This is a genomic window from Rhodococcus koreensis (assembly GCF_900105905.1).
In the GTDB taxonomy this organism is placed as follows: domain Bacteria; phylum Actinomycetota; class Actinomycetes; order Mycobacteriales; family Mycobacteriaceae; genus Rhodococcus_F; species Rhodococcus_F koreensis.
The window spans coordinates 3,735,649-3,759,672 of sequence record NZ_FNSV01000005.1 but is presented as its reverse complement, the minus strand read 5'-3'; the positions used below and the strand labels follow the sequence as shown (position 1 = coordinate 3,759,672).

General features: G+C 68.5%; 19 protein-coding genes and 1 pseudogene. All 20 read left to right on the top strand.

What is annotated here, in order from left to right:
* Positions 1-97 precede the first annotated feature (97 nt).
* Complete coding sequence (locus BLV94_RS21595; protein ID WP_072938795.1) at positions 98-667, top strand: TetR/AcrR family transcriptional regulator; 570 nt, start codon at positions 98-100, stop codon at positions 665-667.
* Positions 668-854: 187 nt separating this feature from the next.
* Positions 855-4,130, top strand: coding sequence for a protein kinase domain-containing protein (locus BLV94_RS21590; RefSeq protein ID WP_072938792.1), 3,276 nt, complete (start codon positions 855-857; stop codon positions 4,128-4,130).
* A 235-nt stretch (positions 4,131-4,365) separates the two neighbouring features.
* The gene (locus tag BLV94_RS21585) at positions 4,366-5,568 is read left to right on the top strand and encodes a CaiB/BaiF CoA transferase family protein (RefSeq protein WP_072938789.1); all 1,203 of its coding nucleotides are present in this window, start codon (positions 4,366-4,368) and stop codon (positions 5,566-5,568) included.
* 28 nt (positions 5,569-5,596) lie between these two features.
* Positions 5,597-6,484, top strand: a complete 888-nt coding sequence (locus tag BLV94_RS21580; RefSeq protein ID WP_072938786.1) for an LLM class F420-dependent oxidoreductase — start codon at positions 5,597-5,599, stop codon at positions 6,482-6,484.
* 28 nt (positions 6,485-6,512) lie between these two features.
* Complete coding sequence (locus BLV94_RS21575; protein WP_083395636.1) at positions 6,513-7,967, top strand: aldehyde dehydrogenase family protein; 1,455 nt, start codon at positions 6,513-6,515, stop codon at positions 7,965-7,967.
* Positions 7,949-9,559 (top strand): AMP-binding protein, encoded by a 1,611-nt coding sequence (locus tag BLV94_RS21570; protein ID WP_072938783.1) that lies wholly within the window; start codon positions 7,949-7,951, stop codon positions 9,557-9,559. Before BLV94_RS21575 ends, BLV94_RS21570 begins: the two co-directional genes overlap by 19 nt.
* A 73-nt stretch (positions 9,560-9,632) precedes the next feature.
* Entirely contained in the window at positions 9,633-10,103 is a 471-nt protein-coding gene (locus BLV94_RS21565) for a VOC family protein (RefSeq protein WP_072938780.1), read from the top strand.
* A 29-nt stretch (positions 10,104-10,132) separates the two neighbouring features.
* Positions 10,133-10,957 (top strand): IclR family transcriptional regulator, encoded by an 825-nt coding sequence (locus BLV94_RS21560; RefSeq protein WP_072938778.1) that lies wholly within the window; start codon positions 10,133-10,135, stop codon positions 10,955-10,957.
* Positions 10,958-11,093: 136 nt separating this feature from the next.
* Entirely contained in the window at positions 11,094-11,774 is a 681-nt protein-coding gene (gene npdG / locus BLV94_RS21555) for an NADPH-dependent F420 reductase (RefSeq protein ID WP_072938776.1), read from the top strand.
* Entirely contained in the window at positions 11,755-12,072 is a 318-nt protein-coding gene (locus tag BLV94_RS21550) for an NIPSNAP family protein (protein WP_072938775.1), read from the top strand. The genes npdG and BLV94_RS21550 overlap by 20 nt, the downstream gene beginning before the upstream one ends.
* Positions 12,073-12,175: 103 nt before the next feature.
* Positions 12,176-13,225 (top strand): LLM class flavin-dependent oxidoreductase, encoded by a 1,050-nt coding sequence (locus tag BLV94_RS21545; protein ID WP_072938773.1) that lies wholly within the window; start codon positions 12,176-12,178, stop codon positions 13,223-13,225.
* On the top strand, positions 13,222-13,920 hold the full coding sequence (locus tag BLV94_RS21540) for an enoyl-CoA hydratase/isomerase family protein (protein WP_072938771.1): 699 nt from the start codon (positions 13,222-13,224) through the stop codon (positions 13,918-13,920). The genes BLV94_RS21545 and BLV94_RS21540 overlap by 4 nt, the downstream gene beginning before the upstream one ends.
* Positions 13,917-15,080 (top strand): acyl-CoA dehydrogenase family protein, encoded by a 1,164-nt coding sequence (locus BLV94_RS21535; protein WP_072938769.1) that lies wholly within the window; start codon positions 13,917-13,919, stop codon positions 15,078-15,080. Before BLV94_RS21540 ends, BLV94_RS21535 begins: the two co-directional genes overlap by 4 nt.
* A complete protein-coding gene (locus tag BLV94_RS21530; RefSeq protein ID WP_174705464.1) occupies positions 15,077-17,635 on the top strand; it encodes a bifunctional FO biosynthesis protein CofGH in 2,559 nt (852 codons plus the stop codon). The genes BLV94_RS21535 and BLV94_RS21530 overlap by 4 nt, the downstream gene beginning before the upstream one ends.
* Positions 17,632-18,363, top strand: a complete 732-nt coding sequence (cofC, locus tag BLV94_RS21525) for a 2-phospho-L-lactate guanylyltransferase (protein ID WP_083395635.1) — start codon at positions 17,632-17,634, stop codon at positions 18,361-18,363. The genes BLV94_RS21530 and cofC overlap by 4 nt, the downstream gene beginning before the upstream one ends.
* A gap of 200 nt (positions 18,364-18,563) precedes the next feature.
* On the top strand, positions 18,564-19,820 hold the full coding sequence (locus BLV94_RS21520) for an MFS transporter (RefSeq protein ID WP_072938765.1): 1,257 nt from the start codon (positions 18,564-18,566) through the stop codon (positions 19,818-19,820).
* Entirely contained in the window at positions 19,821-20,804 is a 984-nt protein-coding gene (gene cofD / locus BLV94_RS21515) for a 2-phospho-L-lactate transferase (RefSeq protein ID WP_074933790.1), read from the top strand.
* Positions 20,801-22,159, top strand: a complete 1,359-nt coding sequence (locus tag BLV94_RS21510) for a coenzyme F420-0:L-glutamate ligase (RefSeq protein WP_072947811.1) — start codon at positions 20,801-20,803, stop codon at positions 22,157-22,159. The genes cofD and BLV94_RS21510 overlap by 4 nt, the downstream gene beginning before the upstream one ends.
* Positions 22,160-22,279: 120 nt before the next feature.
* Positions 22,280-23,473 carry an NAD(P)-dependent malic enzyme gene (locus tag BLV94_RS21505; RefSeq protein WP_072947813.1) on the top strand — a complete coding sequence of 398 codons (1,194 nt, stop codon included), beginning with the start codon at positions 22,280-22,282 and terminating at the stop codon, positions 23,471-23,473.
* Positions 23,474-23,584: 111 nt separating this feature from the next.
* A pseudogene (locus BLV94_RS50995) lies at positions 23,585-23,875 on the top strand (hypothetical protein); the annotation flags it as partial.
* Between the last annotated feature and the right edge of the window lie 149 nt (positions 23,876-24,024).

Below are 24,024 nucleotides of genomic sequence, written 5' to 3'. Positions count from 1 at the left end.
GTACTCCGTTATTGACCTAGAGGTCTAATATGGGCGAGGGTCACCGTATTGCTATTTGACCTTGAGGTCAAATAGCGATCGCGAGTAACCTACTTCGGTGGCTAGACCGAGGCTGTTCGAGACGGATGCGGCGATCGACAAGGCGATGGACCTGTTCTGGCTTCAGGGGTACGCCGCGACGACGCCCCAGGAACTCGCCGGTCAGATGGGGATCGGCAAGGGCAGCTTGTACAACACATTCGGGAGCAAGCACGACTTGTTCCTGCGAGCGCTTCGGCGTTACACCGCGATGCGGCTCGAATACCTCGCCGATCTGTTCGCCGCGCCCGGCCCGGTCGGGCCCCGCCTCGAGACGGCGATGGCGGTACTCGCCGGGGTCGGCGAGCACCGGCGTGGGTGCGTCATGGTCAATGCCGCGGCCGAGCTCGGCACCGTCGACGACGAGGTGAACCGCATCGCGGACGAGCTGTTCGCCCGGATCGAAGGCATCTTCAGGGACGCGATCGAGCAGGGGCAGCAGTCCGGGGAGTTCGGAGCGGACCGGCCTGCCGACATTGCGGCGCGTCAATTGCTCGCGTCGGTGATCGGACTCAGCGTGCTCGTGAAATCAGGTGGCCGACCCGAGGCGTGTGCGACCGTCGTCGCGGGGTGCGTCGGCGGACTGTGATCTGCGCAAGACCGGGGTGTCCGGAACTCGAGTCGGCGACGTTCAGATGCTCCCGCGCGCAGGGTCTGCAGCGATATCCTTGTGGGCACGCCATCGAGAGGCGAGTCCACGGTTGTATCTGTGCTCTGGTCGTGCCGTCGGGACCGGTGTTCGGGACCATGAGCCGACGGGGTGAGTAGACCGTCCGATGGGTGAAGCCGATCCGCTCGACACGCAGCGGTACGTCGTCCCCGTCGTGGCGTCGGAGCTGAGTGCGGCGGGTTTCGACGACGCCCGGGAGATCGGGCGCGGCGGCTTCGGGGTGGTGTACCGCTGCATTCAGGCGGATCTGGATCGCACGGTGGCGGTGAAGGTGCTCACCGTCGATCTCGACGAGGAGAACCGGGCCCGGTTCTTCCGGGAGCAGCGGGCGATGGGCCGGCTGACCGGTCATCCGAACATCGTCGGCGTATTGCAGGTCGGCGCCACCGACAGCGGCCTTCCCTACATTGTGATGCCGTATCACCCGCAGGACTCGCTGGAGGTCCGGGTTCGTCGGGACGGCCCTCTCGAACTGGACAGAGTATTGCGGCTGGGGGTGAAGATGGCGGGTGCGGTCGAGACCGCGCATCGGCTCGGGATCCTGCACCGGGACGTGAAACCCGCCAATATTCTGCTCACCGATTACGGCGAGCCGGCGCTGACCGATTTTGGCATCGCGCACATCTCCGGCGGTTTCGAGACCGCGACCGGTGTCGTCACCGGGTCGCCGGCCTATACGGCACCGGAGGTCCTCGAGGGCGATCCGCCGAGCCCGGCCGCGGACGTCTACGGTCTCGGGGCCACGCTGTTCAGCGCTCTCACCGGTCATGCCGCGTTCGAACGCGGCAGTGGGGAGCAGGTGGTCGCGCAGTTCCTGAGGATCACCACGCAACCCGTGCCCGACCTGCGGGAGCACGGGATCCCCGACGACGTGGCCGACGCGATCGCGCGCGCGATGTCCCGTACTCCCGGCGAACGTCCTGCGACGGCGGCAGATTTCGGAGAGGAACTGCGCCGGATCCAAGTCGATCACGGTCTTCCGGTCGACGACATGGCCCTCCGCATGGAATCCGACGCGCACGGGAACGACGGACAGCCGGTGTCCGGCCGGTTTCGATCCACGGGCACTACCGGTACGTCCGCGCGGAGTGGCGGGCGGAACCTCCCCCTGGAACTCACCAGTTTCGTCGGCCGCCGGAACGAGCTCACCGAGGCCAGGAATCTGCTCGCGGGGTCGCGGTTGGTGACGTTGACCGGGATCGGAGGGGTCGGCAAGACGCGGCTGGCGATGCGGGTCGCCGCGGCGGTGCAACGGGACTACGGCGATGGCGTGCGGCTGGTCGAGTTGGGCGAGGTGCGTGAGGAGTCTTCGCTGGTCGACGCGGTGGCCGCGGCGGTGGGTGTGCGGGATCATTCGGCGCGGCCGCTACGCGAGGTGTTGATCGAGTTCCTCGCTTCCAGGGAACTGCTGCTGGTCCTCGACAACTGTGAGCACCTGGTGGACGCTGTGGCGGAGCTGGCCGAGACACTGTTGCGGGTGTGCCCGGCGCTGCGGATCCTGGCCACCAGCCGCGAACCCCTGGTCATCGGTGGGGAAGCGGTGTTGCGGGTGCCGCCGCTGGCCGTGCCGGAGCTTGACCGGAAACCGTCCCTGCGGAGTGTGCGCAGATACGAGGCGGTGTCGTTGTTCGTCGAACGTGCCGCGGCCGCGGTTCCCGGGTTCGAGCTGACGGAGGACAACGCGGCGGCGGTGGCGGGGATCTGTAATCGCCTCGACGGGTTGCCGTTGCCGATCGAATTGGCCGCGGCTCGGTTGCGGGCGATGTCGCCCGAGCAGATCCTGCACCGTCTGACCGACCGCTATTCCCTGCTGTCGCGCGGCAGCAGGGGTGCGCCGACGCGGCAGCAGACCCTGCGGTTGTCCATGGACTGGAGTTTCGAATTATGCACCGCCGGTGAGCAATTGGTGTGGGGACGGCTGTCGGTCTTCGCGGGGAGCTTCGAACTCGATGCCGCCGAGCAGGTGTGCGGCGACGGACTGGGCCCGGACGAATTGCTCGACACGCTGACCTCCCTGGTGGAGAAGTCGATCCTGATCCGGGAGGGGCACGGGTCGGTGGTGCGGTTCCGGATGCTCGAGACCCTCCGCGAGTACGGTTGCGAGAAGCTCGAGCAGACCGGCGAGACCGTGACTTTGCGTCGTCGTCACCGTGATTGGTACGAGACGCTGGCGCTCGAGGCGGAGTCCGAGTGGATCAGCGCCCACCAGTTGGACTGGATCCGCAGGTTGAAGCGCGAGCAACCGAACCTGCGGGAGGCCCTCGAATTCGGTGCCGACGACGATCCCGCCGCAGCACTGCGCACCGCATCCGCACTGTTCCTGTTCTGGGGCTCCCAGGGTCTGTACGGCGAGGGGCGGCGCTGGTTCGCGCAGTTGCTCGCCCGGCAGAGTGGTCCGCCGACAGTCGAGTGGGTCAAGGCACTCCAGCGTGCCGGCATGATGGCCAATGTGCAGGGTGACCTGCAGGCGGGGGCGGCACTCGTGGCGGAGGCGCGGACTCTCTCCGCGCACACGAGCGATCCCATGATGCGCTCTCTCGTTGCCTATGCCGAGGGCATGCTGGCCCTCTACAGCGGTGAACTGGAATCTGCGTCCTCGCACCTGGAAACGGCGCTCGCGGAGTTCGCCGAACGCGGCGATCGCACGCTCGAAGTCGCCGTCCTGTACCCGTTGGGGCTGGCGTACGGGCTCCGCGACTTGACGGACCCGGCGATCGAATACCTCGGGCGTGTTCTCGCGATCACGGAACACCACGGCGAGAAGATGTATCGGTCGCATTCGCTGTGGGCCTTGGGGATTGCCGTGTGGCGACAGGGCGACGACGATCGCGCGGTCCGGGTGCTCGAGCAGTCGCTGGAGCTGACCCGGCAGGTGCACGGCCCACGCGTCGCCGCGTCGGGGCTCGAGGCACTCGCCTGGATCGCCTGCGGGCTCCGCGACGAACCGAGGGCCGCGGTGCTGCTCGGAGCAGCGGAAGGGTTGGCGCGATCGGTGGGAAGCGCTGCGGTGATCTATTCCGATTTGCTTGTCTACCATGAAGAATGCAAACAAAAGAGCCGGAAGGCACTCGGAGGCAAGGTGTTCGACGCTGCCCACCGCAGAGGTGAGCAGCTCGGCTTCGATGCGGTCATCGCCTACGCCCTGCATGAACAGCCGGCCGGCACGTCCGCGCACGGCACCGGCCCGTCGACGCGTCTGACCAAGAGGGAGCGTCAAGTCGCCGACCTCATCGCCGAAGGGCTGACCAATCAGGCCATCGCCGACCGCCTGGTGATCTCGCCGCGCACCGCTCAGGGGCATGTGGAGCACATCTTGGCGAAACTGGGCTTCACCTCGCGAGCACAGGTCGCGGCCTGGGTCGTGGAGCAGACCGGCGGCTGAACGCAGGCACGTCCGTTCTAGTCGAACGGATGAAAATCTGTGGTCGGCAAACGTGTATCTCGCGCTTCGCAAGTCTTCGCGGCGAGGTCCGGCAGCGGTGCCGTCCTGGGGCCGAGTCGCGCACTCTGCCCGCCGATCGGCGGCAAATCCCCTCTTGACAGCGGGTGGCGGTGCTCGTAACGTCCGTGGAGTTCCAAATAATGATGTCAGTTCAGGATTATGAACGGAGCTTGTGATGGGGTTCACCGGAAATAGCGGAGCGTTGTCGGGCATCAAGGTGATCGACGCCGCGACGATGGTGGCCGGCCCGTTGGGCGCGTCGCTGCTCGCCGACTTCGGTGCCGACGTCATCAAGGTCGAGCCGATCGGTGGTGACGAGTCGCGGACGTTCGGACCGGGACGCGACGGCATGAGTGGCGTCTACTCGGGCGTCAACCGAAACAAGCGCGCTGTCGCGCTCGACCTTCGTACAGCGGCAGGTCTCGAGCTGTTCCACGAGCTCTGCTCGACGGCGGACGTGCTCATCGAGAACATGCTGCCCGGGGTTCGTGAGCGATTCGGGCTGACCGCCGCCGAGCTTCGCGAACGGCACCCTCACCTGATCTGCCTCAACGTCAGCGGGTACGGCGACAGCGGGCCCCTCGCGGGCCGTCCTGCCATGGACCCGGTCGCTCAGGCGCTCACCGGCCTCATGGAGGCCACCGGGGAACGCTCCGGGAAGCCGCTCAAGGCCGGGCCGCCCGTAGCCGACAGCGCCGCGGGCTACCTGGTCGCGATCGCCGCCCTCGTCGCACTCTTCGCGAAACAGCGCACGGGGGAGGGGCAAACGGGCTCAGTGTCCCTGGTCGGGGCGTTGTTCCATCTGCAGACTCCGTGGCTGGGGCAGTACCTCCTCGCCGATTACATTCAGGGCAAGGTAGGCAACGGCAGCAATTTCTACGCGCCGTACAACGCCTATACGACCCGTGACGGCGGCGCGGTCCACCTGGTCGCGTTCAACGACCGCCACTTCGTCAAGCTGACCCGGGCGATGGGTGTGGAGGCTCTCGTCGACGATCCGCGCTTCGCGGACGCCGCGTCCCGGTTGGAGCACCGCGAGGCCCTCGACTCCGCCTTCGCGCCCTGGTTCGCCGCCCGCGATCGTGACGACGTGGTCGAGTTGCTCTCGGCTCACGACATCATCTGCGCCCCGGTCCTCGCATACGACGAGGCCGTCACCCATCCCCAGATCCAGGCCCTGGACCTCGTCGTCGACATCGACCACGACCAACTCGGACCGCTGCGGGTCCCGGGCCTCCCGGTCAAGCTCTCGGGCACCCCGGGTCACGTGCATCGCCCACCGACTTCGCTGGGCGAGCACACCACCGAGATTCTCCGGGATCTCGGCTACCAGGACGACCGGATCGCGGCCCTCCGGGCCGACAGCGTCGTCCGATGACCACCGAACACGGCGAAAGGAAGCATCAATGAAGGTCGGAATCAGGATCCCGGGAGCGGGACCGTGGGCAGGGCCCGAGGCGATCACGGAGGTCTCGCGGTACGCGGAGAAGATCGGCTTCGACTCCCTCTGGATGACTGATCACGTCGCGCTGCCGACCCGAGTCGAGACGCCGTACCCGTACACCGAGGACGGCAAGTTCCTGTGGGACCCCGCCACGCCGTACCTCGACTGCCTCACGTCGTTGACGTGGGCGGCGGCGGCCACCGAGCGGATCGAGCTCGGCACGTCGTGTCTGATCCTGCCGTGGCGTCCCCTCGTCCAGACCGCGAAGACGCTGGTGAGCATCGACGTGATGTCGCGCGGGCGGCTTTCGGTCGCCATCGGCGTGGGCTGGATGAAGGAGCAGTTCGAACTGCTGGGAGCGCCCTTCAAGGACCGCGGCAAGCGGACCACCGAGATGGTCAACGCGATGCGGCACATGTGGAAGGAAGACGAGGTCGACTTCGACGGCGATTTCTACCAGCTCCACGACTTCAAGATGTACCCGAAGCCGGTGCGTGGCACGATCCCCGTCTGGTTCGCGGGGTACAGCACCGCCTCGCTGCGCCGCATCGCCGCGATCGGCGACGGCTGGCACCCCCTTGCGATCGCGCCCGACGAGTACGCCGGATACCTGGCCACCCTGCAGCAGTACGTGGAGGAGGCGGGCCGCGACATGAGTGAAATCACGCTCACCGCAAGGCCTTTGCGGACGGCGCCGTACAACGCCGAGACGATCGAAGCGTACGGCGACCTCGGTGTCACCCACTTCATCTGCGACACGTCGTTCGAACACGACACCCTCGAAGCAACCATGGAGGAGCTCGCGGAACTCGCTGACGCCGTCCTCCCCACCGCACACAACCTGGCCTGACGGCCCGGCGGAAGAAAGGACGAGAATTGTGCAGGCACTCACCTCGACAGTTCCCCTCGTCATCGGCGACCAACTGAGCCCGTCGTCGACAGGGGCGACCTTCGACTCGATCAACCCGGCCGACGGGTCGCACCTGGCCACGGTGGCCGAGGCGACGGTTCAGGACGTCGCGCGCGCCGTCGAGTCCGCGAGGGTCGCGGCCAAGGCGTGGCAGCGCATGCGTCCCGCCCAGCGGACCCGGCTCATGTTCCGCTACGCCGCGCTGATCGAGGAACACAAGATCGAGCTCGCCCAGCTGCAGAGCCGGGACATGGGCAAGCCCATCCGAGAGTCGTTGGGCGTCGACCTTCCGATCATGATCGAGACCCTCGAGTACTTCGCGGGCCTCGTGACGAAGATCGAGGGTCGCACGACGCCGGCTCCCGGCCGGTTCCTCAACTACACCTTGCGTGAGCCGATCGGCGTGGTGGGTGCCATCACCCCGTGGAATTTCCCTGCAGTGCAGGCGGTCTGGAAGATCGCGCCAGCTCTCGCGATGGGCAACGCCATCGTGCTGAAGCCTGCGCAGCTCGCCCCGCTCGTCCCCGTGGCGCTCGGCGAGCTGGCCCTCCAGGCCGGGTTGCCGCCCGGGCTGGTCAACGTCCTGCCCGGTCGGGGCTCGGTGGCGGGTAACGCCTTGGTGCAGCACCCGCTGGTCGGGAAGGTGACGTTCACGGGCTCGACCGAGGTCGGCCAGCAGATCGGCCGGATGGCGGCCGACCGCCTCATCACGACCTCCCTCGAGCTCGGCGGCAAGTCGGCGCTCGTGGCGTTCGGCGACTCGTCCCCGAAGGCGGTCGCCGCCGTGGTCTTCCAGGCGATGTACGGCAACCAGGGCGAGACGTGCACGGCTGCGAGCCGGCTGCTCGTCGAGCGGCCCATCTACGACGAGGTGGTCGAACTCGTCCAGAAGCGGGTCGAGGCCGCCCGGGTGGGCGATCCCCTCGACCCCGAAACGGAGATCGGCCCGTTGGTCAGTGCCGCGCAACGGGAATCGGTCCACTCGTACGTCGTGGCCGGGACCGAGGAGGGCGCCAAGCTGATCAGCGGCGGCGGCCAGTCACCGAACGGAGCCGCGGAGCAGGGCTTCTACTACCGTCCGACGCTGTTCGCCGGAGTCACCGCGGACATGCGCATCGCCCGGGAGGAGATCTTCGGACCCGTGCTGTCGGTCCTGCCGTTCGAGGGCGAGGACGAGGCGATCACCCTCGCCAACGACACCATTTACGGGCTGGCCGCGGGCGTGTTCACCCGCGACGTCGGCCGCGCACTGAGGTTCGCGCAGACCCTCGACGCCGGCAACGTGTGGATCAACACCTGGGGAGTGCTCAACCCCGCGTCGCCGTACCGCGGCTTCGGACAGAGCGGCTACGGCAGCGACCTCGGCCAGGCCGCCATCGAGAGCTTCACCAAGGAGAAGAGCATATGGGCACGCCTGGATTGACCTCCGGGCCGTCCCGGCCACAGATCGTGGGACGGCTGATCGACGCCCGCCACGTTCAGGACTGGGAGCCCGCGGCGGACTACACGATCACCGAGGACGCCCTCTTCTCCCGCGATCCCGACGCCGTTGCCGTGCTGCGCGAGGGGACCCACGCGCCCGAGAAGGTGACATTCGGTCAGGTGCAGCGCGTCGCCGTGCGCATCGCGGGTGTCCTCCGCGCCCGCGGGGTCGAGCCCGGTGACCGTGTCGTCCTGTACCTCGACCCGTCGGTCGAGGCCGCCGAGGTCGTGTTCGGGGTGCTCGTCGCCGGGGCCGTGCTCGTGCCGGTCCCGCGACTGCTCACCGGCAACTCGGTGGGGCACCGGCTCGCCGACTCGGGTGCGACCGTGCTGGTCACGGACGGTCCGGGCGTCGACCGGCTCGAGTCGACGGGGTGCTCGCTGCGCGACGTCGACGTGCTCACGGTGGACGGCGCGCGTGGTCCGAAGCTCGGGGACCTCGCCCGCCGGGTCGACCCGTTGGCCCCGGTGCCCGGCCGGCCCTCGGACCCGGCCCTGCTGATGTACACATCGGGCACCAGCGGTCCACCGAAAGGCATCGTTCACGGACACCGCGCCCTGCTCGGGCACGCGGGCGTCGATTACGCCTTCGAGCTGTTCAGGCCCGGGGACGTGTATTTCGGCACCGCGGACTGGGGTTGGATCGGCGGCCTGATGCTCGGGCTCCTGGTCCCGTGGTCGTTCGGCGTCCCCGTCGTGGCTCATCGGCCACAGCGTTTCGACGCCGCCGCCACCCTGGACATGATGGCCCGCTTCGGCGTGACCACCGCCTTCCTGCCCGCGTCGGTGCTGCGGATGTTCGCCGAGCACGGGGAATCGGCACGGCAACGCCTCCGCGCGGTCGTGACCGGGGGAGAGCCCGCCGGTGCTGCGGAACTCGGCTGGGCCCGCAGCCACCTCAGTGACTGCGTCAACAAGGCCTACGGCCAGACCGAGGCCAACGCCCTCATCGGCGACTCCGCGGCTCTCGGATCGGTCGACGACGCAACCATGGGCGCCCCGTACCCCGGGCACCGCATCGCAATTCTGGACGAGGACGGCGTCCGCGTCGCACCCGGTGAGGTCGGTGAGATCGCGCTCGAACTGCCGGATCCGGTTGCACTCCTCGGCTATTGGGACTCGTCTTCGGCTCGGGCGGTACCCCCTCCGGGGGATTGGCACCGGACGGGCGATCTGGCGCGGCTCGCACACGGGCGCCGGCTGGAGTACCTGGGCCGCGCCGACGACGTGATCAAGAGCCGCGGCTACCGCATCGGCCCCGCCGAGATCGAAGAGGCCCTGAAGCGTCATCCGCAGGTCCTGGACGCGGCAGCGGTGGGGCTGCCCGACCGGGAGATGGGCCAACAGGTCAAGGCGTTCGTGCACCTCGCTGCCGGAGAGCTCACGGAGGAGATCGCGGCACAGCTCCGCGAACTCGTCACGGCGGCGGTGGGTCCGCACGCCCGGCCCCGTGAGATAGAGGCAGTCGCAACGTTGCCGCGCACGGAGACCGGAAAGGTCCGGCGTCGCGAGTTGGTGCGGCCCCCGGCTTGAGCACTCGGCGAATCCCGCGAACCCGCGGAGCGCCATCCATCGACCCAGCTAGACGAACACGAAGGACGAAGCAATGCGAAAATTCTGGCACGTCGGCATCAACGTGACCGACATGGACAAGTCGATCGACTTCTACCGGCGAATCGGCTTCCAGGTAGCGCAGGACAAAGAGGTCGACGACAGCAACCTCGCGCGGGCATTCATGGTCGAAGGGGCCAGCAAGCTCCGCTTCGCGCACATGCGCCTGAACAACTCCCCGGACGAGGCCATGCTCGACCTCATCCAGTGGCGGGACGCACGCTCCGAGGGGCGGGCGCAGAGCGACCTCGTACACCCCGGCCTGTGCCGATTCTCGATCCTCACCGACGACATCGACGCCGAATACGCACGGCTGGCGGACGACGGTGTCGAGTTCCTGCACTCGCCGCAGACCATCATGGGTCCGGACGGAGTCAACGGCTGGCGGCTGCTCTTCGCCCGCGATCCCGACGGCACACTGTTCCATTTCGCCGAACTGCTGGGGCAGGCCGCTACGGTCGGCTGACAGCATTCGCACGACGAAGGTAGGAACCCTTGACCAAGGCAGAAGTCCCGGGAAGCGGCACGACCGACGAGCGGGGCGAGCAAACCGGCGAACAGTTGGTCCCCGCTGTCTCACGCGCCACCCGCGTGCTCGAGACGCTGGTCCAGCAGTCTGCCGGTGCCACGCTCACCGAGCTGGCCAAGCGCTGCGCCCTGGCGAAGAGCACGGCGTCGGTCCTGCTCCGGACCATGGTGGTCGAGGGTCTCGTCGTGTACGACCAGGAGACGCGCCGGTACAACCTCGGTCCGCTGCTCGTGGAATTCGGGGTCGCGGCGATCGCGCGAACGTCGGCCGTCGCCGCGTCGCGGACGTACATGGAATGGTTGGCCGAGCGGACCGAGCTGGCCTGCCTGGCCATCCAGCCGATGCCGGACGGTCACTTCACGGCGATCGCGAAGATCGAGAGCCGCAAAGCCGTCAAGGTCACCATCGAGGTCGGTTCGCGCTTCGACCGCACTACCCCGTTGATCAGCCGATTGGCGGCAGCATGGCCGGGCCGGGGGTGCCCGGGGCCCGTCTCGTTCCCCGACTCCGAACTGGAGCAGCTCCGGGCGCAGGGCTACGGCGCGGTCTACGGCGAGTATCGCCCCGAACTCAATGTCCTGGGGGTCCCGGTATTCGACCGGGACGGCGTGCCATGCCTGTTCATTGCCCTGCTCGGCATGGGTGACGACCTGACGGTCGAGGGCGTGGCCGGCATCGCCGACTACCTCGTCACGGCGTCACGGGAGATCAGCTCGCGCATCGGTGGACACATCCCCGCGGACTACCCGACTCCCGCCGGGGCGCCGGACCTCGACGCCGGACGCGGCTGACCGACCCGCACTTTTTCTTTCCTGCGGCGACCCCACCCGGGGCCTGCCGCTCCGAGTCGACCCTCGATGGTCGGCTGCCCACCTCCGGGTGCCACGCGCCCGAGGTATCCCCGTCCACTGTTCGTAGGAGACATAGATGACCAGCAACAAGATCGCCGTCGTCGGCGGCACCGGGCCCCAGGGAAAGGGGCTGGCGTACCGGTTCGCAGCGGCCGGCAGACACGTCGTGATCGGATCGCGTTCGATCGAACGCGCCGAGGAAGCGGCCGCCGAGGTGCGCAGACGCGCCGGTGACGGCGCCCGGGTCAGCGCTGCCGACAACGCGTCGGCCGCCGCCGACTGTCCCATCGTCCTGTTGGCCGTCCCGTACAAGGGCCATCGTGAGCTGGTCTCCGGGTTGGCTCCCGTTTTCGCGGGCAAGCTCCTGGTCAGCTGTGTGAACCCGCTCGGCTTCGACAAGGCCGGGGCGTACGGTCTGGACGTCGAGGAGGGCAGCGCTGCCGAGCAGTTGCGGGACCTGGTGCCCGACGCCACCGTCGTGGCTGCGTTCCACCACCTGTCGGCGGTCACACTCTGGGAGCACGAAGGCCTCGTCCAAGAGGATGTGCTCGTGTGCGGCGACGACCGGACCGCCAAGGACGAGGTGGCCCGGCTCGCAGTCGCGATCACGGGCCGGCCCGGCATCGACGGCGGGGTACTGCGGGTGGCGCGGCAGCTCGAACCGCTGACCGCCGTTCTCATCAACGTCAACAAGCGCTACAAGACGCACTCGGGTCTCGCTGTGAACGGGGTTGTTCATGATCCACGAGCTGCGTGAGTACATCGCTCTACCGGGCCGCGCCGACGACCTTCATCGCAGGTTCGCCGACGAGACCCTGGCCCTGTTCGCGGAATTCGGGCTGCAGGTCGACGGCTTCTGGCACGAGGCGGGCAACCGCGGCCGGATCGTGTACCTGGTGGCCTTCCCCGACGCCGAGGCCGCGGACGCGCACTGGGCACGGTTCCAGACCGATCCTCGGTGGCTCGCGGTGAAGGCGCGCACGGAGAGCGACGGGCCGCTGATCTCGGAGATTCGAAGCACGTTCCTGGTCACTCCGGCGTACGCCCGGCCCTGAGCGGCGCCCGAAGAGGTTGGGCCCGACTCTTGACCGTCGCCGCATCCTGCCCCTAATCTGTTCCATATAGTGATTCGAGTTCAATATCATGAAGAGAAGTTCCATGATCAAAGGAATCCAGCTTCACGGCTGGGCTGACGGGCCACAGATGGTGGAAGTGGCAGAGATCGCTGCTCGGAGTTTCGAGACCGTCTGGCTCAGTGACCAACTCCAGTCCCGAGGCGTTGCGGTTCTCCTCGGCGCCATCGCTGCGCGCACCGGCGCGGGCGTCGGCACGGCGGTGACGTTCCCCTTCGGACGCAACCCGCTCGAGATGGCGTCCAGCATGGCCACCCTCGCGGAATTCATGCCCGAAGGACGCCGGGTCAGCATGGGAATCGGCACCGGGGGTGGGTTGGTGAGTGCGCTCATGTCGCTGCAGAATCCGATCGAGCGGGTGGCCGAGTTCATTGCGATGTGCCGACTTCTCTGGCAGGGCGACGCGATCCGAATGGGTGACTACCCCCAGATCTGCGCAGGCCTCGGATTGCGTGAGGATGCTCGGGCGTCGTTCTCCTGGACGAGCAAGCCCGACGTGCGCGTCGTGGTCGCCGGCGCCGGACCGAAAGTACTGGAGATGGCCGGCGAGCTTGCCGACGGCGTCATCTGCGCCAGCAACTTCCCGGCGCACAGCCTCGCGGCCTTCCGCAGCGGCCAGTTCGACGCGGTGAGCAACCTCGATTCGCTCGACCGGGGACGACAGCGCAGCCAGCGGGGAGAGTTCACCCGGATCTACGGTGTCAATCTGTCCGTCTCCGCGGACCGGGACAGCGCCTGCGCGGCGGCGCGGCGACAGGCCACACTCATCGTGAGTCAGCAGCCTCCGGAGAACCTGCACCGGGTGGGCTTCGAGCCGTCCGACTACGCCGCCACCCGAGCGGCGCTCAAAGCCGGTGACGGCGTGGACGCCGCTGCCGACCTTCTCCCGCAGGAAGTCGCGGACCAGCTCGTCGTGTCCGGCACACCGGGCGACTGCATCGAGGCGCTGGCCGAGCTGCTCGAGTACGCGGAGGACGCCGGATTCACGGAGGCCTACATCGGTGCCCCGGTCGGCCCCGATCCCCGTGAGGCAGTCGAGCTGCTCACCTCCCAGGTCCTGCCGGAGCTCCGATGAGCGCGAATAGGGAAGTAGCCCTGGACTTGTGCCTGGCCGAGCACCACGACGGTCTGGTCGTCCTGACACTCAATCGTCCCGAGGCACGCAACGCCCTCGACGTCCCCCTGCTCGAGGCGTTCGTCTCCGCACTTGCCGAGGGAAAACGCGCGGCCGTCGATGTCCTTCTCGTGCGGGCGGAGGGACCCGCGTTCTGTGCAGGAGCCGACGTGCGTTCGGACGACGGCACCGCGACCGGCCGCCCGGGTCTCCGGCGCCGGCTGATCGAGGAAAGCCTCGACCTGATCGGCGACTACCCGGCCGCAGTGGTCGCGGTCCAGGGCGCCGCGGTCGGCGCCGGCTGGGCCATAGCCGCGGCCGCGGACATCACCCTGGCCTCACCTGCCGCTACGTTCCGATTCCCCGAGCTCCCACTCGGGTTCCCGCCACCCGACAGCACGGTGCGCCGACTCGAGGCCGCCGTCGGCCCGGCGCGGGCACTGCGGCTCCTGGCCCTGAACGAGCGCTTCGTCGCCGACGACCTCGCCGGGCTCGGTCTGGTGGACGTCGTTCCCGAGGATTCGCTCGACGTGACGGCGCGCGAGACGGCCGCCCGACTCGCGGTTCTTCCGCCCGAGCTGTTGCGCGATCTCAAAACAGGGCTCTCCGCCTGGAAGCGGACCTCTCTACCGAACACCCTCGAAAGGCAATCATGACCACCAGCATCCACATCCAGACCGACGAGCAGGCGCACCTGCGCACCACGGCCCGGGCGTTCCTGGCCCGACACGCTCCCGCGCTCGACGTGCGAATCTGGGACGAGGCGGGGACGTACCCCGAGCACCTGTTCCGCGAGATCGCCCGCCTCGGGTGGTACGACGTGGTGGCCGGAGACGAGGACGTCGACGGTACGGCCGGCCTGCTGATCACGCTCTGTGAGGAGATCGGCAAGGCGAGCTCCGACCTCGTGGCCCTGTTCAACCTGAACCTCAGCGGGCTGCGCGACATCCACCGCTGGGGCACGCCCGAGCAGCAGGAGACGTACGGTGCCCCGGTGCTGGCCGGCGACGCGCGCCTGTCGATCGCGGTCAGCGAACCCGACGTGGGCTCCGACGCGGCCAGCGTGGCCACTCGCGCCGAGAAGGTCGGGGACGGTTGGGTTCTCAACGGCCAGAAGACCTACTGCGAAGGCGCGGGCCTGCCCGGCGCGGTGATGGAACTCGTCGCCCGGGTGGGCGGCGGTGGCCGCAAGCGCGACCAGCTCGGCGTATTCCTCGTCCCGGTCGACCATCCGGGTGTCGAGGTCCGCCGGATGCCGGCGCTGGGACGGAACATCAGCGGCATCTACGAGGTCTTCCTGCGCGACGTCACCCTCCCGGCGACGGCGGTGCTGGGTGAGCCCGGTGAAGGATGGCAGATCCTCAAGGAACGCCTGGTGCTCGAACGCATCATGATCAGCTCCGGCTTCCTGGGCAGCGTGGCCGCGGTGCTCGACCTGACGGTCCACTACGCCAACGAGCGCGAGCAGTTCGGCAAGGCACTGTCGACCTACCAGGGCGTGACCTTGCCCCTCGCCGAGATGTTCGTCAGGCTCGACGCGGCCCGATGCGCCGTGCGCCGTTCGGCCGACCTCTTCGACGCGGGTCTGCCGTGCGAGGTGGAGAGCACCATGGCGAAGTTCCTCTCCGGTCAGCTCTACGCAGAGGCCTCCGCGCTGGCGATGCAGATCCAGGGCGCCTACGGCTACGTGCGCGACCATGCCCTGCCGATGCACCACTCCGACGGGATCATCGCCCGTGTCGTGGCGGGGCCGCCCTCGGTGCAGCTCGACTTCATCGCCCGGTCGATGGGCTTGGGGACAGGAGCGAGCAGGTGACGGGTCTGAGGCGCGCACTCGCGCGGGCGAGCGCCGGCAAGACCATCGACGCCGGTGAAGCCGAGGCCCTCCTCGGTGCGCGCGGCGCCGACCTCGACCGACTGTGCGAGGTCGCCGCGGGCGTCCGGTCGGCGGGCCTGTTCGACGCAGGCCGCCCGGGGGTGGTGACCTACAGCCGGAAAGTGTTCATACCGCTCACCCGCCTGTGTCGCGACCGCTGCCACTACTGCACCTTCGCAACGACCCCCGGGCGGGTCGACGAGCCGTTCCTCTCTCCCGACCAGGTGCTCGAGATCGCCCGTGCGAGCGCCCGGATGGGCTGCAAGGAAGCGCTTTTCACGCTGGGCGACCGGCCCGAGGATCGGTGGGACGCCGCCCGCGACTGGCTCGAGTCGCGCGGCTACGCCGACACACTGTCCTACGTGCGGGCCATGGCGGTGCTGGTCCTCGAGGAGACCGGCCTGGTGCCCCATCTGAACCCGGGGGTCATGAGCTGGGCGGAACTCCAACGCCTCAAGCCGGTGGCCGGTTCCATGGGACTGATGCTCGAGAGCACGGCCCGCTCGCTGTGGGCAGAGCCCGGCGGCTGCCACTACGGCTCCCCGGACAAGGATCCCGCCGTCCGACTGGCCTGCATCGAGGACGCGTCCCGCACCAACATCCCCTTCACGACCGGGATCCTGGTGGGGATCGGCGAGTCGTACGCCGATCGGGTGGAGTCCATCCTCCAGATCCGCCGGATCGCAAAGCAGTACGGCTCCATCCAGGAAGTGATCGTCCAGAACTTCCGCGCCAAGCCCGACACCGCGATGCGGTCCGCCAACGATGCAGACCACGAGGAGTACCTGGCCACGATCGCGGTGGCACGCATCCTCCTCGGACCTTCGATGCGCCTGCAGGCCCCACCCAATCTGTCGGAGCCGGGTGAGCTGCGCCGGCTGTTGGCGGCGGGCATCGACGACTGGGGTGGGGTGTCGCCGCTGACCCCCGACCACGTGAACCCCGAACGCCCCTGGCCGGAGATCGACCGGCTCCGTGAACTGAGCGCTGCCGCCGGTTTCGAGCTCCGGGAGCGCCTCGCCGTCCAACCGCAGTACGTCCTCGCGGGAGATCCGTGGATCGACGCCCGGGTCCGGCCGCACCTGCTGGCGCTCGCCGACCCGGAGACCGGTCTGGCCGCGGACGTGCTTCCGGAGGGCCGGCCGTGGCAGGATGCCGCGCCCGTAGAATCCAGTGGCCGAACCGATCTGCACCTCGAGATCGACGCGGAAGGGCGTCGTACCGATACCCGCAGCGACTTCGCGAACGCGTTCGGTGACTGGACGGTACTCGGCGAGGAGATGAACGCACGCGCGGCGGCCGGCGCCCATCCCCGCCTGGGCGGTGAGGTGCTCGCCGCCTTGCGCACGGCCGAGCGGGACCCCGCGGGTCTCAGCGACGACGAGGCGCTGGCGCTCATCCACTGCGACGGCGCCGATCTGGATGCCTTGTGCGCCTTGGCGGACCAGGTCCGGCAGTCGACGGTGGGCGACGCGGTGACCTACGTCGTCAACCGGAACGTCAACTTCAGTAACGTCTGCTACACCGGCTGTCGATTCTGCGCGTTCGCGCAGCGCGCCAGCGACGCTGATTCGTACCGGCTCTCCGTCTCCGAGGTGGGGGACCGGATCGCCCAGGCCTGGGACGTCGGCGCCACCGAGATCTGCATGCAGGGCGGGATCGATCCCGGTCTCCCCAGCACCATTCATCTGGACCTGGCCGCCGAGGCGAAACGCCGGGCCCCGAAGATCCACCTCCATGCGTTCTCGCCGATGGAGATCGTGAGCGGGGCGTCGCGCATGGGCATCTCGGTGGCCGAGTGGCTGACCGAGGCGCGCAACGCCGGGCTCGATTCCGTGCCGGGCACCGCCGCCGAGATCCTGGACGACGAGATCCGGTGGGTGCTCACCAAGGGCAAACTGCCTGCGGCCGAGTGGATTCGGGTAGTCAAGACCGCGCACGAGCTCGGGATCCGCACCACCGCGACGATGATGTACGGGCACGTGGACGAGCCCCGGCACTGGGTCGGTCACCTTCGCGTGCTGCTGGACATTCAGCGGGAGACGGGCGGCTTCACGGAGTTCGTTCCGCTGCCGTTCGTGCACCAGAGTTCACCCATCTACCTCGCAGGTCTGGCGAGGCCGGGCCCGACCCGACGGGACAACCGCGCGGTACACGCATTGGCGCGGTTGATGTTGCACGGTCAGATCGACAACATCCAGTGCTCGTGGGTCAAGCTCGGTCCGGACGAATGCGTGGAACTGCTTCGCGGTGGCGTCAACGACCTCGGCGGCACCCTGATGGAGGAAACCATCAGCAGGATGGCCGGTTCGACCAACGGATCGATGAAGACCATCGCCGACATCACCAACATGGCCGCGGCGGCAGGCCGACCTGCCCGGCAGCGCACCACCACATACGAAGCCGTCGACGCCGAACGAACCGCCGCAGCCGAACGGTTCGACGACAGGGCGAGGTCCGTGCTGCCGCTCGCCGTCGGGATGGTCGGCCAGTGACCGCACATCCAGCTCCCGAGAGTGGTGGAACCCGCAGTCGAGGTCCCCGCGGGCCGTGGGTGGCCGTGATTCCCCAGCGGGACATCACGTCGGCGAAATCCCGGCTCCTGCTCCGGCCGGAGGCCCGGCAGGCGGTGGTTCGCGCAATGTTCCGAGACACCGTCTCTGCGGTTCGGGCTGCCTCGCAGGTGGAGGCGGTGCTCGTTGTCGTCGACCGGATTCAGGACGCGGCCCACGTGCGGTCGCCGGGTGTCGTCCCACTCGTATTGCCGGGCACGCCGGGCATGAACGCCGCCCTGCGCGAAGGTGGGCGCCGGGCCCGCGAGTGGTGGCCGCGCTGCCGGCTGGCGGGACTGCCCGCCGATCTTCCGAGCCTTCGCAGCGAGGACCTGGACGTCGCGCTGAAGGTGGCCGGGCGGCACGAGCGCACATTCGTGGCGGACCGAAGACGCGAGGGGACAAGTCTTCTGACGGCCTCCGAGGGCGTCGACCTCGATCCGGAATTCGGGGAGCGCTCGCGGCTGGCGCACCTGGGCTCCGGGGCGGTGGAGACGCTCGACCCGAACATCGAGTCCCTGCGGCGGGACGTCGACGATCTCGACGACCTGCTGGACGCCGCACTGGGACATCCCGGTGCCGCGCTGGGCGCCGTGCTGCGCAGTCTGGGTCACCCGTTCGATCGGATGTCGGCGCGGCAGCGGTCCGGCTCTTCCTCGGTGGCGCCCTGACTTTCGTTTCGGCGCACTGATTTTCATCCCTATACAGCGGTGATCGGCTCGATGAGGGTGACCTGTCGGTGACCTCGCGAGCATCGATCGCGTGTCTCGCTGTGTTCTCGGTCGGCCTGAGTGGGAATGTGCTCGATGGTCGATTCTCTTCATCTCCACCAGTATTCAGAGCGGCTCCCTTACTTTCTTCGAGGAGACACATGAACAATCGGCTCAGCTTTCCTGCATATGTGGGCGTCGCCGCCCTGGCATTTCTCGCGATAGCCGCTGACGGCTACGACCTCGCCATCTTCGGTGCCGCGACGCCGAACTTACTCCACTACGCAGATTGGGGTCTGACGACCGCGCAGGTCGGAGTGATCGCCAGTGCGGCGATCCTCGGGATGGGCATCGGATCCATCGCCGCCGGAGTGCTCGCCGACCGATACGGTGTTCGGCGGTTGTTCCTGCTCTGCGTCAGCTGGTTCTCGGTCGGCATGATGCTGTGCGCCGTGGCACCCACCGCCGAACTGCTGGGTGCCGCCCGGTTCTTCGCAGGGTTCGGCCTCGGCGGGGTCGTGCCCACCGCGGTCGCGGTGACGATGAGCGTCGCACCGGCAGACCGGAAGAACTTCCTCAACGGCGTGATCCTGGCCGGCATACCCATTGGCGGCGTCCTGGCCGCTCTCACCGCCCTGGCCTTCCTCGACGTGCTGGGCTGGCGCGGCGTCTTCTTCGTCGGGGGCGCTTTTCCCCTGCTGACCGTGGTACCGATCGCCGCGGTGAAGCTCCGGCGGTGGGTACCCACGCCGAACGCTCTGCGTTCGGACGGCGCGGCCGACCGCCGCACCTTGCGTGTCGTCTTCAAGAATCTCGGACCGACCGGATGGGGAGCGCTGGCAGTGTTCACCGCGCTGACCTTCTGCGGCCAGATCCAGTGGTACGGACTGCTCACCTGGTTGCCGCAGATCATGAAGGCCAGCGGTTACTCCCTCGGATCCGCATTGGTCTTTCTGGTGATCTTCAGCCTCGGAGCCGCCACCGGTGCGTCCGGAGGTTCCTGGATTGCGGACAAGTTCGGAGAACGTCGCGCAGTTCTCGCCGCGTTCACAGTCGGCGCGGTCGCCGTCATGACCCTCGCGGTACACCTGCCGTCACCCGTTCTCTACGTCTTTCTGTTCCTCGCCGGGGCGGGGACGGGCGGAACGCAGCCGATCGTCTTCGGCTACGTGGCCACCTACTTCCCCGTCGACATCCGCACCAGCGTTCTCGGATTCGTTGCCGGAGTGGGCCGGATCGGTGGTGTCTGTGGACCGATCCTGGGCGGCCTTCTCGCGGGCCGGCCGCCGATCGTCATCTTCTCGGTCCTCTCTGGGATCGGGGTGTTCGCCGCACTGCTCTGCGCTGTCGCGCTGGCGGCGCGCAAGGCCGAGAAGGACCACACCACCGTTACGGCGAGCACTCCAGCCGAGGTCTGAGTGAACGTGACTGTAGTGGTTGGCGGGGTCGGTGGGGCCCGGTTCCTGCAAGGGGTGCGGCGGCTTCTCGGCGTTGATGCGCCGGATGGTGGGGGTTCGTCGCATCGGATCACGGCGGTGGTCAATGTCGGTGACGATGTGTGGATGCACGGGTTGCGGATCTGCCCGGATCTGGACACCTGCATGTACACCCTCGGCGGGGGTATCGACACCGTCCGGGGGTGGGGGCATGCGGGTGAAACCTGGAACGCGAAGGAAGAACTCGCCGCGTACGGGGCGAAGCCGGAGTGGTTCGGGCTCGGCGACCGGGACATCGCGACGCATCTGATCCGCTCCCAGATGCTGCGGACGGGGTATCCGTTGTCGGCGGTCACCGAGGCGTTGTGCAACCGGTGGCGGCCGGGGGTGACGTTGCTGCCGGTCACCGACGATCGGAGTGAGACTCACGTGGTGATCACCGACCCGGAGGACGGGGAGCAGCGGGCGATCCACTTCCAGGAGTGGTGGGTTCGGCACCGCGCGCAGGTCCCGACGCACAGCTTCGCGCACATCGGCGCCGAGCAGGCGTCCCCGGCGCCGGGGGTGCTGGAGGCGATCGAGGGCGCCGACATCGTGTTGCTGGCGCCGTCGAATCCGGTGGTCAGCGTCGGCGCGATCCTGGCGGTGCCGGGGATCCGGGGGGCGCTGCGCACCACCACCGCGCGGGTGGTCGGGGTGTCGCCGATCGTCGGCGGGAAACCGTTGCGCGGCATGGCCGACGAATGTTTGGACGTGATCGGGGTGGAAACCTCCGCGGAGGCGATCGGGCGCTGGTACGGGGCGCGCAGTGGCACGGGGATCCTCGACGGGTGGCTGGTCCACGACACCGACACCGCCGACGTCCCCGGGGTGGCCGTGGCCAGTGTGCCGTTGCTGATGTCCGACCCGGACGCCACCGCGGACATGGTCCGCTCCGCATTCGACCTGATGGGAGCCCTGCTATGACCGAACCGGAAAGACCGGCCGATCATGCGCCAGGCGGCGCGATCGAAATCCGGCCCATCGCGGGTCTGCCCGAGTTCCGGCCGGGCGACGACCTGGCTGCCGCGATCGTTGCCGCCGCGCCGTGGCTCGAGGACGACGACGTCCTCGTGGTCACCAGCAAGGTGGTGTCCAAGGTGGAGGGCCGGATCGTGTCCTCTCCCTCCGATCCCGATGCCCGTGAGGCCGCTCGGCGCCTCCTCGTCGAACAGGAAGCCGTCCGGGTCGTAGCGCGCAGGGGCCCCATCCTGATCACCGAGAACCGGCTCGGGATCGTCCAGGCGGCGTCGGGGATCGACGGCTCGAACGTCGACGGCGCCGAACTCGCTCTGCTGCCGGAAGATCCGGACGCCAGTGCCCGCACCCTGCGCGATGCGGTGAAGGGTGCATTGGGTGTCACCGTCGCGGTGGTGGTCACCGACACCATGGGCCGGGCATGGCGCAACGGCCAGATCGACGCCGCGATCGGTGCGGCCGGGGTGCCGGTGCTGCACGGGTACGCCGGGGCCCGGGACTCGCAGGGCAACGAACTCATGGTGACGGAGGTCGCGGTGGCCGACGAGATCGCCGCGGCCGGGGATCTGGTGAAGGGCAAGCTCGGTGGGGTGCCGGTCGCGGTGGTCCGCGGTCTGGGTTTGGCCGACGACGGGTCGCGGGCGCGGGATCTGATCCGGGCCGGTGAGGAGGACCTGTTCTGGCTCGGGACCGCCGAGTCGGTGGAGCGGGGGCGGGCGGAGGCGGTGCTGCTGCGCCGCTCGGTCCGGGAGTTCGCCGACGATCCGGTCGATCCGGGTGCGGTGCGGGCGGCGATCGGAGAGGCGTTGACCGCCCCGGCGCCGCATCACACCCGGCCGGTGCGGTTCGTGTGGGTCCGCACCCGCACGGTGCGCGAGGAGTTGCTGACCGCGATGCGGGAGCGGTGGCGCACCGACCTGACCGCGGACGGTATGGACGGGGCGGCGGTGGCGGCGCGGGTGGCGCGGGGGAACATCCTGTTCGACGCGCCGGAGGTGATCGTCCCGTTCTGCGTGCCCGACGGCGCGCACCCCTACCCGGATCCGCGTCGGCGGGCGGCGGAGGCGACGATGTTCACCGTCGCGGTCGGTGCGGCCGTGCAGGGGCTGCTGGTGTCGCTGGCGACCAAGGGGATCGGCAGCTGCTGGATCGGTTCGACGATCTTCGCCCCGGACACGGTGCGCGGTGTCCTCGACCTGCCCGACGACTGGCAGCCGCTCGGCGCGATCGCCGTCGGCTACCCCCTCGAACCACTCACACCCCGCCGGCCCACCGACCCCGGCGACGCCCTCATCGAGAAATGACCCACACACCATGAGGCACCTGAACGAGGCGAGAGCTCCTTGCGCCGCGCACGCACACGCTGATCGATTGTGACGACACGCTGACGTGGATCGTCGAAACCGAAAGGGAATGAGTAGAGAATGACCATCGTGTCCGAACCCACCGCATCGCAGAAGGTCGAGCTGACCGACGAGGAGATTTTCGCCGGCCACGTCGGGGGAAAGCTGTCCGTGGAGTTGACGACCCCGCTGGACAGCCAGCGCGACCTGTCCATCGCCTACACCCCCGGTGTCGCGCAGGTCTCCCGCGCCATCGCCGCCGACGAGACCCTCGCCGACCGCTACACCTGGACCAGCCGCCTGGTGGTCGTCGTCTCCGACGGCTCCGCGGTCCTCGGTCTCGGGGATATCGGCCCGCGTGCCTCCCTTCCGGTGATGGAGGGCAAGTCGGCCCTGTTCAAGAACTTCGCGGGCCTGAACTCCATCCCGCTGGTCCTCGACACCCAGGACCCCGACGAGATCGTCGAGACCCTGATCCGGCTGCGCCCGAGCTTCGGTGCCGTGAATTTGGAGGACATCTCCGCGCCCCGCTGCTTCGAGATCGAACGGCGCGTCATCGAGGCCCTGGACTGCCCGGTCATGCACGACGACCAGCACGGCACCGCCATCGTCGTCCTGGCCGCGCTGAAGGGTGCGGTCAAGGTCCAGGACCGGGACATCCGCGGGTTGCGCGTGGTCATCTCCGGTGCCGGCGCCGCCGGTGTGGCGTGCGCGAACATCCTGCTCGCCGCCGGGATCGCGGACGTGACGGTCCTCGACTCGAAGGGCATCGTCTCCGTGGATCGTCAGGATTTGAACGCGGTGAAGGTGGATCTGGCCGCGCGCACCAACCCGGCCGGTCGCCGCGGTGGCGTCGCCCGGGCCCTCGACGGCGCGGACGTGTTCCTCGGGGTGTCCGCGGGCACCGTGCCGGAGGAGTTGATCGCGACCATGGCGGAGAACTCCATCGTGTTCGCACTGTCGAACCCGGACCCGGAGATCCACCCCGACGTCGCCCGCAGGCACGCGGCGATCGTCGCCACCGGACGCTCGGATTTCCCGAACCAGATCAACAATGTGCTGGCCTTCCCCGGTGTGTTCAAGGGTGCCCTGGATGCCGGTGCCCGCCGGATCACCGAGGGCATGAAGCTCGCCGCCGCCGAGGCGATCCTCTCGGTCGTCGGTGACGAGTTGGCTGTGGACAAGATCGTTCCCAGCCCGCTCGATCCTCGTGTCGCCCCCGCTGTCGCGGAGGCAGTCGCCGCCGCTGCTCGCGCAGAAGGCGTCACCGACTAGCGAGAATCCAGCCGAGCACCCCGATCCGGAACCCGCACCCACGGTTCCGGTGTCGGGGTGTCCGTGACGAACAGGCACGAACGCATCCGAGGGTGCGAGTGACACACCGCGGCATTCGGCTCATTGTTGGTGGAGGGGACACCGGTCCGGCTGACCGGTCAGGACAGTCGCCGCGGCACGTTCGTCCAACGCCTCGCCGTGCTTCACGCCCGCGACAATGGTCAGGAATGGTTTCCGCTCACCAACATTGCCGAGGGCCAGGGTCGGTTCTGGATCTACGACTCGCTGCTCAGTGAGTACGCCGTAATGGGATTCGAATACGGCTATTCGGTGGAACGGCCCGGCGCGCTGGTTCTGTGGGAGGCGCAGTTCGGCGATTTCGCGAACGGTGCCCAGATCGTGTCGCCGGCCGATCAGGAAACAATGTTGCGGGAGAACGCTATTGGTGCAGGATTTCGGATCTGCCGGGATCGCGGCCCGTGTCCCGGGGGGAGCAGCGTGCGGGGCGTGGCCGGATGCTCGACGACGCGGCCGGGGCCGGCTCCCGGTGG